The sequence below is a fragment of the Ectothiorhodospira shaposhnikovii genome, assembly GCF_047222355.1.
GTDB lineage: Bacteria > Pseudomonadota > Gammaproteobacteria > Ectothiorhodospirales > Ectothiorhodospiraceae > Ectothiorhodospira.
The window spans coordinates 1,057,621-1,072,655 of sequence record NZ_CP178333.1; the positions used below are offsets into that span (position 1 = coordinate 1,057,621).

General features: G+C 63.2%; 12 protein-coding genes and 1 tRNA gene. 8 read left to right on the forward strand and 5 right to left on the reverse strand.

Annotation, left to right across the window (positions count from 1 at the left end; all coding sequences use genetic code 11):
* Nucleotides 1–11: 11 nt before the first annotated feature.
* Genes ligA through ACLF6L_RS04830 form a run of 3 tightly spaced genes read left to right on the forward strand, consistent with a single transcriptional unit; the run spans nucleotide 12 to nucleotide 3,721 of the window.
* Complete coding sequence (gene ligA, locus ACLF6L_RS04820) at nucleotides 12–2,048, forward strand: NAD-dependent DNA ligase LigA (RefSeq protein ID WP_238617499.1); 2,037 nt, start codon at nucleotides 12–14, stop codon at nucleotides 2,046–2,048.
* Nucleotides 2,049–2,091: 43 nt separating this feature from the next.
* Nucleotides 2,092–2,916 carry a motility protein A gene (locus ACLF6L_RS04825; RefSeq protein ID WP_238617498.1) on the forward strand — a complete coding sequence of 275 codons (825 nt, stop codon included), beginning with the start codon at nucleotides 2,092–2,094 and terminating at the stop codon, nucleotides 2,914–2,916.
* The gene (locus tag ACLF6L_RS04830) at nucleotides 2,873–3,721 is read left to right on the forward strand and encodes an OmpA family protein (RefSeq protein WP_238617497.1); all 849 of its coding nucleotides are present in this window, start codon (nucleotides 2,873–2,875) and stop codon (nucleotides 3,719–3,721) included. The genes ACLF6L_RS04825 and ACLF6L_RS04830 overlap by 44 nt, the downstream gene beginning before the upstream one ends.
* Before the next feature lie 16 nt (nucleotides 3,722–3,737).
* On the opposite strand, the gene ACLF6L_RS04835 is transcribed toward ACLF6L_RS04830, so the two are convergent.
* The 3 genes from ACLF6L_RS04835 to ACLF6L_RS04845 form a co-directional block, all read right to left on the reverse strand.
* Nucleotides 3,738–3,929 (reverse strand): PA3496 family putative envelope integrity protein, encoded by a 192-nt coding sequence (locus ACLF6L_RS04835; protein ID WP_238617496.1) that lies wholly within the window; start codon nucleotides 3,927–3,929, stop codon nucleotides 3,738–3,740.
* A 184-nt stretch (nucleotides 3,930–4,113) separates the two neighbouring features.
* Nucleotides 4,114–5,967 (reverse strand): DEAD/DEAH box helicase, encoded by a 1,854-nt coding sequence (locus ACLF6L_RS04840; RefSeq protein ID WP_412852479.1) that lies wholly within the window; start codon nucleotides 5,965–5,967, stop codon nucleotides 4,114–4,116.
* 158 nt (nucleotides 5,968–6,125) lie between these two features.
* Nucleotides 6,126–6,212: transfer RNA gene (locus ACLF6L_RS04845), tRNA-Leu, on the reverse strand.
* 124 nt (nucleotides 6,213–6,336) lie between these two features.
* Here ACLF6L_RS04845 and queA point away from each other — a divergent pair.
* The 5 genes from queA (at nucleotide 6,337) to secF (ending at nucleotide 11,742) form a co-directional block, all read left to right on the forward strand.
* Nucleotides 6,337–7,380 (forward strand): tRNA preQ1(34) S-adenosylmethionine ribosyltransferase-isomerase QueA, encoded by a 1,044-nt coding sequence (gene queA, locus ACLF6L_RS04850; protein ID WP_412852480.1) that lies wholly within the window; start codon nucleotides 6,337–6,339, stop codon nucleotides 7,378–7,380.
* A 3-nt stretch (nucleotides 7,381–7,383) separates the two neighbouring features.
* Nucleotides 7,384–8,499: a tRNA guanosine(34) transglycosylase Tgt gene (gene tgt, locus ACLF6L_RS04855; RefSeq protein WP_412852481.1), complete on the forward strand. Its 1,116-nt coding sequence runs from the start codon at nucleotides 7,384–7,386 to the stop codon at nucleotides 8,497–8,499.
* 61 nt (nucleotides 8,500–8,560) lie between these two features.
* The gene (gene yajC / locus ACLF6L_RS04860; RefSeq protein WP_008931694.1) at nucleotides 8,561–8,890 is read left to right on the forward strand and encodes a preprotein translocase subunit YajC; all 330 of its coding nucleotides are present in this window, start codon (nucleotides 8,561–8,563) and stop codon (nucleotides 8,888–8,890) included.
* A gap of 37 nt (nucleotides 8,891–8,927) precedes the next feature.
* Nucleotides 8,928–10,790, forward strand: coding sequence for a protein translocase subunit SecD (gene secD / locus ACLF6L_RS04865; RefSeq protein WP_412852482.1), 1,863 nt, complete (start codon nucleotides 8,928–8,930; stop codon nucleotides 10,788–10,790).
* A gap of 13 nt (nucleotides 10,791–10,803) precedes the next feature.
* The gene (gene secF, locus ACLF6L_RS04870; RefSeq protein ID WP_412852483.1) at nucleotides 10,804–11,742 is read left to right on the forward strand and encodes a protein translocase subunit SecF; all 939 of its coding nucleotides are present in this window, start codon (nucleotides 10,804–10,806) and stop codon (nucleotides 11,740–11,742) included.
* A 258-nt stretch (nucleotides 11,743–12,000) separates the two neighbouring features.
* Here secF and ACLF6L_RS04875 read toward each other — a convergent pair whose 3' ends face one another.
* Both ACLF6L_RS04875 and tnpC read right to left on the reverse strand, forming a co-directional pair.
* Nucleotides 12,001–12,963, reverse strand: a complete 963-nt coding sequence (locus ACLF6L_RS04875; protein WP_412852484.1) for a phage integrase N-terminal SAM-like domain-containing protein — start codon at nucleotides 12,961–12,963, stop codon at nucleotides 12,001–12,003.
* 825 nt (nucleotides 12,964–13,788) lie between these two features.
* Nucleotides 13,789–14,937 (reverse strand): IS66 family transposase, encoded by a 1,149-nt coding sequence (gene tnpC / locus ACLF6L_RS04880; protein WP_412852485.1) that lies wholly within the window; start codon nucleotides 14,935–14,937, stop codon nucleotides 13,789–13,791.
* Nucleotides 14,938–15,035 lie beyond the last annotated feature (98 nt).

Consider the following 15,035-nt stretch of genomic DNA (forward strand, 5'->3'; position numbering starts at 1 on the left):
CCTCACTGCCCATGTCTGCCTCCATTCCCGACACCGTCCGCGACAGGGCGCAAGCTCTGCGCGCCCTGATTGCCCGTCACGATCACCGCTACTACGTCCTGGATGACCCCGAGATACCGGACGCGGCCTATGATGCGCTGCTGCGGGAGCTGCGCGACCTGGAAGCCGGGTATCCGGCGCTGGTCACCCCCGACTCCCCCACCCAACGGGTGGGCGGGACCCGCCTGGAAGCCTTTCCCGAAGCGGTCCACCTGCTGCCCATGCTGTCCCTGGACAACGCCTTCGAGGAGGCCGACGTGCTGGCCTTCGACCGCCGGGTGCGGGAACGGCTGGAGCTGGAAGGGGAGGCCCCGGTGGAATATGCCGTCGAACCCAAGCTGGACGGTCTGGCGGTCAGCCTCATCTATGAGGACGGTCTGCTGGTGCGGGGCGCGACCCGGGGAGACGGCACCACCGGCGAGGATGTCACCGTCAATATCCGTACCCTGCGCGCCATTCCCTTGCGCCTGCGGGGGAGCGGTCATCCCCGGCGCCTGGAAGTCCGTGGCGAGGTCTACATGGAGAAGGCCCGCTTCGAGGCCCTCAATGCCCAGGCCCGGGAACGGGGGGAAAAGGTCTTCGTCAACCCCCGCAACGCCGCCGCCGGCAGCCTGCGCCAGCTGGACCCGGAGATCACCGCCCGGCGTCCCCTGAGCTTTTTCGCCTACGGCGTCGGGCATGTGGAAGGCGCCGAGATGCCCGACAACCACGGGGATACCTTGGATCGCCTGGCGGACTGGGGGCTGCGGGTCTGTCCCGAGCGGGATGTGGTCGCGGGCGGGGAGGGTTGTCTGGCCTATTACCGGCGCATCGGCGAGTTGCGGGACACGCTGCCCTACGAGATCGACGGCGTGGTGTACAAGGTGAACCGGTTTTATCTGCAGCGGGCCCTTGGGTTTGTCTCCCGCGCTCCGCGCTGGGCCATCGCTCACAAGTATCCCGCCCAGGAACAGATGACCTGGCTGAGGGAGGTGGAATTCCAGGTGGGGCGCACCGGCGCCATCACGCCGGTGGCCCGCCTGGAGCCGGTGTTCGTGGGCGGCGTTACCGTCAGCAATGCCACCTTGCACAACATGGACGAGATCCGGCGCAAGGATGTACACATCGGCGACCGGGTCATCGTCCGCCGGGCCGGTGACGTGATCCCCGAGGTGGTGGCCGTGGTGGCGGCGGATCGGCCGATGGATGCCCGCCCCATCGTCATGCCCGAGCAATGTCCGGTCTGCGGTTCGACCATCGAGCGTCCCGAAGGGGAGGCGGTGTCCCGCTGCTCCGGGGGGCTGTACTGCGCCGCCCAGCGACGGGAGGCCATCCGCCATTTCGCCTCCCGCCGGGCCATGGATATCGAGGGCCTGGGTGAGCGGCTCATCGAACAGCTGGTGGAACGGGGACTGGTGGAGCATGTGGATGATCTCTACCGCCTGCAGACACCCGCCCTGGCGGCCCTGGAGCGTATGGGAGAGAAGTCCGCGGCCAATCTTGTTCAGGCCCTGGAACGCAGTCGGCACACCCGTCTGGATCGCTTCATCTTCGCCCTGGGTATCCGCGAGGTCGGCGAATCCACGGCACGGGCCCTGGCTGCCCACTTCGGTGGTCTGGATGCCCTGATGCAGGCAGACGAGGCGGCCCTGATGGTGGTCCCGGACGTGGGTCCCAAGGTGGCGGCCCACGTGGCCACCTTCTTTCGTCAGCCCCATAACCGGGAAGTGATCCGGCAACTGCGGGAGGCGGGAGTGCACTGGGAGGAACAGGCGCCCCGCAATGCCGATGACCTGCCCCTGGCCGGTTGCACCTATGTGCTGACCGGCACCCTGAGCAGCCTGACCCGGGAGGAGGCGGCCGATCGCCTGCGAGCGCTGGGCGCCAGGGTGTCCGGCAGTGTCTCCCGCAAGACCACCGCCGTGATTGCGGGCGAGGCCGCCGGGTCCAAGCTGGAAAAGGCGCGCGGACTCGGGGTTGACGTCCTGGACGAGGCCGGACTCATGGCGCTGCTGGAGGGCGGCGGGTGATCCTTCTGGTGTTTCACCGTTGCTCCGCATTACACTCGATCCCATGAACCCTTCCACCTTGCTGGGCATGATCGGCGGCGTAGTGCTGCTGGCCAGTGTGATCGCCTTCACCTCCCAGGATCTGGGGGTGTTCCTCAATCTGCCCGGTCTGGGCATCGTGGTGGGCGGCACCATCGCCGCCACCCTGCTCAGTTATCCCCTGCATGAAGTGGTGCGGGTGTTCCGGGTCTTCCTGCTGGTGCTGCGCAATGAGCGCTATTTCTTCCGCGAGGACATGGAAGAGATCGTCGAGGTGTCCAGGCTCTGGTTCAGCGGCAAGCTGGCGGCGGTGGACAACCGGCTCGACGGGATTCGCAACCCGTTCCTGCGCACCGGGGTGCAGTTGGTCATCGACGGCACTCCCATGGAAGACATCAACGACCTGCTGCAATGGCGCATGAACCAGTTGCGACGGCGCGAGCATGCCGAGGCCCAGATCTTCCGCACCATGGCCATGTATGCCCCCGCCTTCGGCATGCTGGGTACCCTGATCGGCCTGATCAACATGCTGCTGGCCACCGATACCAATGACTTTGCGGTGATTGCGGTGAATCTGGGGGTGGCCCTCATCACCACCTTCTATGGCCTGATCCTGGCCAATCTGGTCTTCAAGCCCATTGCCATCAAACTGGAGCGACGCACGGAAGAGCGCATCATCCTGATGAACATGGTGCTCGAAGGGGTCACCCTGATGCGCAAGGGGCGTTCACCGGCCTATATCCGGGAGACCCTCAAGTCCTTCATGGCCCATCATCAGGACGATCTGAGGATGAAGGAGGAACGTCGTGACCCTGCCTCCCCGAAGGCCGACGCCCCCCGCTCCCGCTGATCCGGTCGGGGCCGGGGGCGGCAGCGAAGATCAGGATCTGCAGCGGCAGCTGCTCAAGGATGAGCTGGAGGCCGCCCCGCATTTCCCGCCGCCCTGGTCGCGGGATTCCCTTGCGGAACCGCCGGGGGAGCGGGACGATGATCACGCCTGGCTGCTGATCTATGTGGATCTGCTGACCCTGGTGCTGGTGCTGTTCGTGATCCTGCTGGCCTATACCACCGTGGATGCGGAAAGCCACCTCAAGCTGGTGGACTCCCTGGCGGTGGAGTTGGGTTATCCCCGTCAGGAAACCATCGTGCCTCCCATTGTGGAGGCCATCCCTCCGGCCCCTTCCCCGGGCAAGGCGGAGCGCCTGGCCCGGGATCTGACCGAGTCCCTGGCCGAGAGCGGCGGTCTGGAAGACGTGGAAGTGCTGACCACGCCGGGTCAGGTGGAGCTGCGGATGCGCGAAGGCATCCTGTTTGCCAGTGGCCGGGCGGAGCTGCTGGGGGAGGGGGTGGCGCTGCTCGGCCGTCTGGCCCCCATCTTCGGGCCCGAGGTGGCGCGGGTGACCGTGGAGGGCCATACGGACAATGTGCCCATCGCCACCGACCGCTTCCCTTCCAACTGGGAGCTGTCCGTGGCCCGGGCCACGGTGGTGGTGCGTCAGCTGATCAGTGAAGGCGTGGCGCCCGAGCGCCTGCAGGCAACGGGGTTCGCCGACACGCAGCCGGTGGCGGATAACGACACCCCTCAGGGCAGGGCACAGAATCGCCGCGTGTCCCTGGTCCTGCAGATGGCGCCGGACGGGCTTCCCGAGCCTTGATCAATTTGCAAACTACTTACCAGTCCAGGTCTTGCAGACCCGAACCATTCTCGTCGAAGGTATCTTCCAGCTGACGCTTCAGGGCCCTGCGCTCCAGAAGCAGCTCCAGGGAGCGGCGCGCCGAAAGGCGTGCGGAGCTATCGGATTCCTTCCAGTCAACGCTATCGTCCTCATCATCCGCCAGAAGGGAATCGGGGGCCCTTGCCATGCTGTCGTATCTCCACGGTTGTTGTGATTTACGACGCCTTATAAACCTTGTGCAGAAAACTGCAACAAGATTTTTTTTATCAGACAGGCATGCTTCATTGATGATGGCGGGCAATAAAAAAGCCCGGTCCGCTGATCGGGCGGAACCGGGCTTTGGTCGGTCCGGCCGGGGCCGGATCCGGTGCTTACATGCCGCGACGGCGGGGCTTGCCGGGGCGGTCCATGCCGGGCTTGCCGGGACGTCCGCCGGGCTTTCTCGGACCTGCGCCGCGGGGCGGCTTGCCGCCGGGACCACCGGGGCCGCGACGGTCACGGAAGCCGCCGCCGAAGCCGCCGACCTCTTCCCGGCCGTCGGCGGGCGCCAGGTTCAGCCGCTGTCCGCACACCCAGACCTGCTTCAGATGTTGCAGCAACTCCCGGGGCAGGTCGGCCGGCAGGTCCACGGTGGAAGACTCAGGGCCGATGTTGATGCGGCCGATGTTCTGGTTGTCCAGTCCCGCCTCGTTGGCGATGGCGCCCACCAGGTTGCCGGGCTTGAGGCCATGGACATGCCCCACATTGACCCGGTAGCTCTGCATGCCGGTATCTTCCCCGCCGCGTCCGGCACCCCTGGGGGCACGACGCGGGCCGGCATCCCGTTCTCTGGGGCCGCGTTCCCGGGCCATGGGGGCACGTTCACGTTCACGCTCCGGCTCCATGGCGCGAGTTGAGCGCTCATCCAGCAGGAAGGGGGAGTCACCCTGGGCCATGTGGGCCAGGGCGGCGGCCACTTCCCGGGGATCGGCATCATGTTCCTGAACGTATTCGGCCACCAGATTCTGGAAGAAGGACAGGTCCTCGCCCACCAGGGTGTCGGTGATGGTCTGCTTGAAGCGCTCGATGCGACGCTCGTTCACGTCCCGGGCGGAGGGCATGTGCATGGGTTCGATGGGCTGGCGGGTGGCCCGTTCGATGGCCTGCAGCATGCGCTGCTCCCGGGGTGCCACGAACAGGATGGCCTCGCCCTTGCGACCGGCGCGGCCGGTTCGACCGATGCGATGGACATAGGACTCGGTATCGTGGGGGATGTCGTAATTGACCACGTGACTGATGCGTTCCACATCCAGGCCGCGGGCGGCCACGTCCGTGGCCACCACGATATCCAGCTGGGCACGCTTGAGCCGGTCCACGGTGCGCTCCCGCAGCTTCTGGGGGATGTCCCCGTTCAGGGCCTCGGCGGCGTAACCCCGGGCGGTGAGCTTTTCAGCGATCTCCACCGTCTCGGTCTTGGTCCGCACGAACACCATCATGGCCTCGAAGTCCTCGTGCTCCAGCAGGCGGGTGAGGGCATCCAGCTTGTGCAGACCGCTGACCCGCCAGTAACGCTGGCGAATGGTATTGGCGGTGGTGGTGGTGGCGGCGATGCGCACTTCGTGGGGCGATTTCAGGTGCTTGCGCGCCACGCGGCGGATCACGTCGGGCATGGTGGCGGAGAACAGGGCCAGCTGGCAGCTCTGGGGGGTCTGTTCCAGCACCCATTCCACATCGTCGATGAAGCCCATGCGCAGCATCTCGTCGGCTTCGTCCAGCACCAGGGCGGTCAGGCCCTCCAGATTCAGGGTGCCCCGGCGCATGTGGTCCATGACCCGGCCGGGGGTGCCTACCACCACCTGGGCGCCCCGACGCAACTGACGCAGCTGCACGCTGTAGGACTGACCACCGTAAATGGGCATGACATGGAAGTCGGGCAGATGCCGGGCGTAGGTCTGGAAGGCCTCGGCCACCTGGATGGCCAACTCGCGGGTGGGGGCCAGCACCAGGATCTGCGTGTCCTTGCGGCTCAGGTCCAGGCGCGAGAGCAGGGGCAGGGCAAATGCCGCGGTCTTGCCGGTACCGGTCTGGGCCTGGCCCAGCAGGTCCTGCCCGGCCAGCAGCGGCGGGATGCTCTGGGCCTGGATGGGGGTGGGGACTTCATAACCGGCCTCGTTCAGGGCGGTCAGAACGGGCTCAATGAGGCCCAGGGCACGGAAATCGGCCGAATTGGTCTGTACTTGATTCAAGGGAATACCTGCGAAACGCGAAAAGCGGATGGGGATGGATGTCGTGATGAAGCGGACATCCGCGCTCCTCGTGGCGGTGGCCGCTTGAAAGGCCGGAGGTGGCATGGGTGTCCTGTTGTCAGGCACCGTGCTGCCACGCAGACCTTTTGGGTTTCTCATGGTGCCGGGAGCGAGAATCGAACTCGCACTCTGTTTCCAGAACCGGATTTTGAGTCCGGCGCGTCTACCAGTTCCGCCATCCCGGCAAGGTGGGGATTGAGCATTATAACGATCGGGCATGGTCTTCGCCAATAGTATTTTGGTACCGACCGATCGAGTCCCTCTCATGTCGATGGCCCCCCTCCACGGTTCCTGATACCATCGCGCGCCATGCAAGTCAGTGACTTTACCTTTGATCTCCCCCCCGAGCTGATCGCCCAGGCGCCATTGCCGGAGCGCAGCGCCTCCCGGTTGCTGCACCTGGACGGCGCCTCCGGCGCGCTGGCCGACCGACATGTCCGCGACCTGCCGGATCTGCTGCGGCCCGGCGATCTGCTGGTATTCAATGACACCCGCGTGATCCCCGCGCGCCTGCACGGCCGCAAGCGTGACTCCGGCGGACGGGTGGAGGTGCTGGTGGAGCGGCTGGAGGACCGGCATCAGGTGCTGGCCCATCTGCGCGCCAGCAAATCCCCCGGTGCCGGCGTCTGGCTGTGGCTGGAAGAGGCGGCCGAGGCCCAGGTACTGGGCCGGGAGGGCGACCTGTTCCGGCTGCGCTTCATCGATCCCGTGCTGGAGGTGCTGGAGCGGCATGGCCACATGCCCTTGCCACCTTATATTGATCGTCCCGATACCCAGGACGACCGCCGGCGCTACCAGACCGTGTTTGCCCGCGCCCCCGGGGCCGTGGCCGCGCCCACGGCCGGTCTGCATTTCGATGAAGCCTTGTTGGAACGGATTCGCGCCCGCGGGGTCGAAACGGCTTCCGTGACCCTGCATGTGGGGGCGGGCACCTTCCAGCCGGTACGGGTGCAGGACATCCGGGAACATGTGATGCACGCCGAATGGGTACAGGTATCGGCACGGACCTGTGACCAGGTGGCGGCCTGCAAGGCCCGGGGCGGCAGGGTGGTGGCGGTGGGCACCACCAGCGTGCGCAGCCTGGAAAGCGCCGCCCGGGGTGGCGCGCTGGCGCCGTTCGAGGGCGACACCCGTTTGTTCATCGTGCCCGGTTACGATTATCGGGTGGTGGACGCCCTGGTGACCAATTTCCATCTGCCCGAATCCACCCTGCTGATGCTGGTGAGCGCCTTTGCCGGCCGGGATCAGGTGCTCGCGGCCTACCGGCACGCGGTGCGCGAGCGTTACCGGTTTTTCAGTTACGGCGACGCCATGTTCATGACCCGCCGGCCCCTTGAACCAACGGAACTTTGATACATGCAGTTTGAATTGATGGCCCGGGACGGGGCCGCGCGCCGCGGGCGCCTGATCTTCGACCGTGGCGTGGTGGATACACCGGCCTTCATGCCCGTGGGCACCTACGGCACGGTCAAGGCCATGACCCCCGAGGAACTGGAGGGTCTGGGTGCCCAGATCATTCTGGGCAACACCTTCCATCTCATGCTCCGGCCCGGTACCGAAGTGATCCGGGCCCATGGGGATCTGCACGACTTCATGCACTGGGAGCGGCCGATCCTGACGGATTCCGGCGGCTTTCAGGTGTTTTCCCTGGCCAAGCTGCGCAAGATCACGGAGGAGGGGGTACGTTTTGCCTCGCCGGTGGACGGCTCGAAGATCCTGCTCACCCCCGAGCGCTCTATGGAAGTCCAGCGGGCGCTGGGTTCGGACATCGTCATGATCTTCGACGAGTGCACGCCCTATCCCGCCACCGAGGATCAGGCCCGTCACTCCATGGAGCTGTCCCTGCGCTGGGCGGCCCGTTCCCGGGTGGCCCACGGCGACAATCCATCGGCCCTGTTCGGCATCGTCCAGGGTGGTATGTATGCCCATCTGCGGCACCGATCCCTGGAGGGATTGATGCAGATCGGCTTTGACGGCTACGCCATTGGCGGGCTGTCGGTGGGTGAGCCGGAGGCGGAGCGCAACCGGGTGCTGGACGGGCTCACCCCGCTGATGCCGGTGGATCGGCCCCGCTATCTGATGGGGGTGGGCAAGCCGGAGGATATCGTCGAGGCGGTGCGCCGGGGGGTGGACATGTTCGACTGCGTCATCCCCACCCGCAATGCCCGCAACGGTTTTCTCTATACCCATGACGGGGTGATGCGGATTCGCAATGCCCGGTTCCGGGATGATACCCTGCCCATCGATCCGGAATGCGACTGCTATACCTGTCGCCACTATTCCCGGGCCTATCTGAAGCATCTGGACAAGTGCAACGAGATCCTGGCCAGTCGTCTGGCCACCCTCCACAACCTGCACTACTACCAGACCCTGATGCGGGAGATGCGCCAGGCCATCGCCGCCGGCACCCTGGAGACGTGGGCCCGTGCCTTCCATGAGCGGCGCGCGCAAACCCCACGGTCTGTGACATAATGGCGCCCTTCAAGAATCCTGAACCGTACTGATTATCCATTCAATTCAAGGAGTCCCGGCCATGAACTTCTTCATTTCCGATGCCTACGCCCAGACCGGGCAGCCCGCCGGCGGTGGTTTCATCGAATTCCTGATCATGATCGTGATCTTCTTCGCGATCATGTACTTCCTCATCATCCGTCCCCAGAGCAAGCGCGCCAAGGAACACAAGGCCATGGTGGACGGCCTGAACAAGGGCGACGAGATCGTCACCAACGGCGGCCTGGTGGGCAAGATCACCCAGGTGACCGAAAACTTCATCAAGGTGGAAGTCTCCGAAGGCGTCGTGGTCAACGTCCAGCGCCAGGCCGTGGCCACCGTAATGCCCAAGGGTTCGATCAAGGACATCTGATCCGGCCTTTCACTTTTAGTCCACATCTGGTCCCGTCATGAACCAATACCCCTACTGGAAGTATCTCCTGATCGTGGTCGTCATGCTGGTGGGCGTGATCTACTCGCTCCCCAACCTGTATCCGGAGGATCCGGTGGTGCAGGTGGCCAACTCCGCCACGGACGTGGTGGATGCAGACACCCGCCTGCAGATCCAGGCCGTACTGGAAGGACGGGGCGTGGAGGTGAAGTCCGCGGAGTTCGACGGGGCCCAGTTCATGCTGCGCTTCAACAGCGCCGATGACCAGTTGCTGGCGGCGGACATCCTGCGCACGGCCCTGCCGGGAAACCATGTGGTGGGGCTGAATCTGGCCCCCGCCACCCCCGGCTGGCTGCGTGCCATCAATGCCCGGCCCATGTCCCTGGGCCTGGACCTGCGGGGTGGGGTCCATTTCCTGATGGAAGTGGACATGGATGCCGTGGCCGACAACATCTATGAGCGCTATACCAGTGAATTCCGTACCCAGTTGCGGGATGCAAGCATTCGTTATCTGAGCGTGGAGCGTGACGCCGACGGCGTGCATGCGCGTTTTGCCGATGCCGGCAGCCGTGACGAGGCCCTGCGGGTGCTGCGTCGGGAATACCGGGGGGACCTGGATTTCCGTACCACCCAGTCCGGCGAAGTGTTCCGTCTCAGCGGCACGGTGACCTCCGACTATCTGTCGGCCCAGCGGCGCCTGGCGCTGCAACAGAACATCACCACCCTGCGCAACCGGGTGGACGAACTGGGCGTGGCGGAACCGGTGATCCAGCAGCAGGGCGAGGACCGCATCGTGGTCCAGTTGCCCGGCGTTCAGGACACCGCCCGGGCCAAGGAAATCCTGGGTGCCACCGCCACCCTGGAATTCCGTCTGGTGGACGAAAGCAACGACCCCTTCACCGCGGCTGAAACCGGACGCTCCCCGGCCAATTCCCGACTCTACTTCGAACGTGACGGCACCCCGGTGCTGTTGCAGCGCCAGGTGATGCTCACCGGCGACTTTATCAATGACGCCTCCTCCGGTATCGCCCAGGACAGCGGCAGCCCGGCGGTGTTCATCAACCTGGACGCCCAGGGTGCCCGCATCTTCAGCCGGGTCACCGGTGAGAACGTGGGCCGCCTGATGGGCGTGGTCTTCATCGAGACCAGCACCGAGACGGTGGAAGAGGACGGTGAACTGGTCCGGCGCACCGTCCGCACGGAAGAGGTCATCAACGTGGCCCGCATTCAGGAACAGCTGGGCCGCCGTTTCCAGATCACCGGGCTTGAAAGCACCCGCGAGGCCCGCAACCTCGCCCTGTTGCTGCGTGCCGGTGCCCTGGCCGCGCCCATGAGCATCGTCGAGGAACGCACCGTCGGCCCGAGCCTGGGTCGCGACAACATCGAGCGGGGGTTCAACTCGGTGGCCATCGGCTTTGTCCTGGTGCTGATTTTCATGGCCCTGTACTACCGGGTGTTCGGCCTGGTGGCCAACGTGGCCCTGACCCTGAACCTGATCCTGATCGTGGCCATCCTGTCCATGCTCCAGGCCACCCTCACCCTGCCGGGGATTGCCGGCATCGTGCTCACGGTGGGCATGGCGGTGGATGCCAACGTACTCATCTTCGAACGCATACGGGAGGAGTTGCGCAACGGCAATTCACCTCAGGCGGCGATCAAGGCCGGCTATGACCGGGCCTTCTCGACCATTGCCGATGCCAACATCACCACCCTGATCGCGGCCCTGGTGCTGTTCATGTTCGGCACCGGTCCCATCAAGGGCTTCGCGGTCACCCTGTCCATCGGCATCCTGGTGTCCATGTTCACGGCCATCGTGGTGACGCGCGCCATCATCAACCTGACCTACGGACGTCAGCGTCGCCTCAAGACGCTGGCCATCTGACCCGGGGACGACCATGAAGCTCAACTTTGCCAAGGCCAATATCGATTTTCTGGGGCAGCGCCGTATCGCCCTGGCGGTCTCGCTGGTGCTCATCGTCGCTTCCCTGCTGCTGCTGGGGTTCCGCGGCCTGAACTTCGGCATCGACTTCACTGGCGGTACCCTCATCGAGGTGGGGTACCCGGAGGCGGTGGAACTGGAGGAAGTCCGCAATCAACTGGAGGCGGGCGGTTTCGGCCGGGCCACGGTGCAGTATTTCGGCACCTCCCGTGACGTGCTGATCCGGCTCGCGCCCCGCGAGGGCGAGAACACCGCGGAACTGTCCGAGGAAGTGCTTGACGTGCTGCGCAGCGGCGGTCCGGCGGGCGTGGAACTGCGCCGGGTGGAGTTCGTTGGGCCCCAGGTGGGCGAGGGACTGCGGGAGCAGGGCGGTCTGGCGATGATCTACGCCCTCATCGGGATCCTCATCTACGTGGCCCTGCGCTTTGAATGGCGCTTCTCGGTGGGGGCGGTGGCCGCCCTGGTCCACGACGTCATCATCACCCTGGGGATTTTCTCCCTGTTCTGGCTGGAATTCGATCTCTCGGTGCTGGCGGCGGTGCTGGCGGTGATCGGATATTCACTCAACGACACCATCGTGGTCTATGACCGCATCCGCGAGAACTTCCGCAAACTGCGCAAGCAGGGGGCGGAGCAGGTGATGACCCTCTCCGTGAACGAGACTCTGGCCCGCACCATCATCACCAGCGTGACCACCCTGCTGGTGCTGCTGGCGCTGTACCTGCTGGGCGGCGCCGTGATCCAGAACTTTGCCCTGGCCCTGATCATCGGCATCGTGGTGGGCACCTACTCATCCATTTATGTGGCGGCGGCCGTGGCCCTGGTGATGGGCGTGGATCGCAGCGTCATGCTGCCGGTGAAGAAGGAAGGGGCGGAACTGGACGAACGGCCGTGAGGTGAACCCTCATCCTCGGCAAGCCTGTCCCGGTCCCGCCCGTGCCTACCCTAAGCGGAATGCTCAGGTGGGCGTGGCAAACCTGACCTGAAGCAGGAAATGGGTCACAAAATTCGCTAATCTCGACCCCAGGATCAAGCAGCGGAAAGGGACATGGAGTACAGGGAACCCGTGCGACCCGAATGGGGTGGCAGGGCAGGAGAGGGCGGTTATCCAAGGAAGCCCCCGCTGGACAGGCAGCGAGGGGCGCGAGGTGTTTCAGGCATCCAGGGGGCTTCTGACGGCGAGACCGCCGCGACGGCCCCTGTTCCCTTTGCCGGATCTCACCATGATCAAGCTTCGTTCAAATTCCACGTCCTGTACGCGAAGCCGCAGGCATTCCATCAGTCTCATGCCGGTCCCGTAGAGCAAAGAGGCGACCAGCCAGGGAACCCCCGTCAGTTCGCCAAGCATGCGCCGCACTTCTTCCCGGGAGAGCACCGTGGGCAATCGCCTGGGGCGTTTCGCCCTGCAAAAGGGACCAATATCGCCAAGGGGTTGTTCAAGCACTTTATTGAACAGAAAGACCAGCGCGTTCAAGGCTTGGTTCTGAGTGCTGACGGCGACATTGCGCGTGACTGCAAGATACTGGAGGAAATCAGCCACCTGTGCAGCCCCCAGACTGGTGGGGGCCTGGCCATCGCAATGGTGGATGAATCTGCAGATCCAGCCCATATAGGATTTTTCCGTCCTGATGGACATGTTGCGGGTTCGCATCACAGCAATCAGTTTTTCAAAAACAGGCTGATGGGAAAGGATCAAGGGCGCAAAGCGTTTGTCACCCACATGCCGGACAAACTCCGCAGATGTGAGAGGCACATATTCTCGGGCCAGCGTCGCGTGCTGTGGTTCCAGCGCCTTGGCCGAAGCGCGCCAGTAGTCCCAGTCGAACGTTTCACTCCATTCCGTGCGTGCCAACTTATACAGAATCTGTATAGCATCGACGACCTGGAGGTACTGCCAGGGCTTCAGGTTGGGCGATTCGCCCAACCTGAGCAGATAGGCCGAGACATCGTCAGGGGTGAGGGAAGCCAGTCTCTGGTGGGGAAAAGCACGGATGAACTGCTCCGCCCGAATCCGATACCAGCGCACCGATTCAGGCTTGATTCCTTCTTGAATCAGGTGTTTGCTGAAGCGGGACCAGAAAATACGCTCTTTGTCCGTAAGAGGGGAGTTAGCCATGTCCTTGGCTCCAATCCTGGGTGAGGCGAAACTGTTGCCCGATGATGCAATACTTTGGGGATGGGTGGCAAGATCTCAAGATCTGAAGCCATGCTATGCGGAATCTGTCTTTCCTGGGAAGGGCCGATTCTGTCTAATCTACTGTTAGCTTTATTTAAAAAACAGAGTGCAAATGGAGGCTTGTAAAATATGAATTTTATTCTCGTGAGTTTTGTTGCTCTTGTATTCGGCTTTTTCTTCTATTTTATGCATCCCATATTGGGTTTGGTCGTGGGTGGGGGAATATTTTTCTTATTTTTTATAAAACCCGTAATGCAAGAGCAAAATGCCATCCTTTCTTGGGAATCTCATCTCACTTTGGATGAATATTTAGAAAATAATCCCGATTGTAAAACAATGAAAGGTATAAAGTGTTTTAAGTGCAATAGTTCAAGCATTAGAAGCTGGGGGTTGTTCTCAGCTGTCGATAGTAGGCGATTACATGTTTGCAATCATTGCAACACTAGATTGTATAGAACATGGTGATAGAATTTAAATTCTTACCTATTCTGATTCAGTTGTTAGCTAACAATACGCATCTCTCGCTCCCGTTGGTCGCTGGGATGCCAACCGCTGCGCGGTCGTCACCCGTGTGCTTTGCATTATGCACATCTGCGACGCAGTCTGTCGCTCAGGTCGCGTAAGCTGAAAGAGCAATGAGCAAAAAGGAAAAGGTATGTCAAATTTCGATCAAAATTTTGAAGCTGCACGTCTTGCCTCGTTGGCCGAACAACATTCAGACATTGTAAAAGTTACAGGAGAGGTGGTTTTCCGTGCGGTAGCTGTTCAGGCTGTCGCAGCCAGCCGGAGGACTTCGAAGGGGTTCTGTCCGCGTAGCTTGCTGGTTTCCCATACCGAGCGAATGATGCAGAAAGCCCGAGTGCCCCCCATGGCCCGGAAGCCGCCGATGACTTTCAGCTTCACCTTGATGGGGCGCACCATCCGCTCGGCGAGGTTGTTGGTGAAGGGGATTCGCCAATCAGTCAGGAAGCGCCAGATGGACTCGCGAAAGTCACGCAGCCTCACGAGCAGGTTGGTGGCGGGATGCTGCTTGATACGGCGCTGGCTGCCATCATCAGGCACTTTGACCGGCTTGGCCGCCAATCCCTCGGCCACCTGCTCGTCGTAGGCCTTGAGAAAGGCCTCGACCTGGTCGCTTGGCAAGCGGGTCAGGCCTTTTGCCTTGGCCTGTGTCACGGCGTCGTTGGCCTGGATCAGCGACTCTCGGAGCCGTCGCGGCCAAAGATGGCCGGTGAGTTCATCGCTGTAGTTCAATTCTCGAAGATGATGGGCATTGCACAGAACATGCGCGCAGTCCTTGTAGCGCCAGTAGGGAGCCCAGTGATCATGCACCGCCACCCCTTTGAAATGGGGAAGGATACCGGCCTCATTCATGGCCTCATGCCCCCGCTTGGTGTGGGCCGTGTAGTACACCGCATCGGTCGTAGCCGCGACGTGGAGCCAGTGCAGCCGACCCTGCACCCGCAACCCACTCTCATCGAAATGGGCCACGGCGGCCCGACGAATCTGCTCACCGGCCGCCTGATAGGTCGCCTCCAGTCCATCGGCCATCCCCAGAATCCAGTTCTGCAACGTCCCTGCAGACGGCGCCACGCCATACTGGTCTCCCAGAATCTGACGGGTACGCTGCAAGGCGACAAAATGCCCCTGGTTCAGGCCAATCGCATAGGCCTTCAGGCGCGGACCATAGCTCACGTTGGGCGTTACCCCCGCCGGAAACTCACCCAGATGACGGCGGCCACAGCCGCACACCACCTGCATCCGGCGGAATTCGGTACAAATGGACCGGGGTTCGGGAATTTCAATCTGCTGGCGACGTTCCTTCATCGTGGCCGGCAAGACTCCCAGTTCGCAACCACACGCGCAGCGACCCCGGGGCAGCAGCTCCTCCACCGCATCGGGGTTATCCACCATCTGCCGGGTAGCGCCTTTGTGGCCTTTTTGGCCGCCACTGGCTCTTTGGCCCTTTTGCCGCGGCTGCGCCGGACCTTTGCGCAGGCCATCCGAGGATT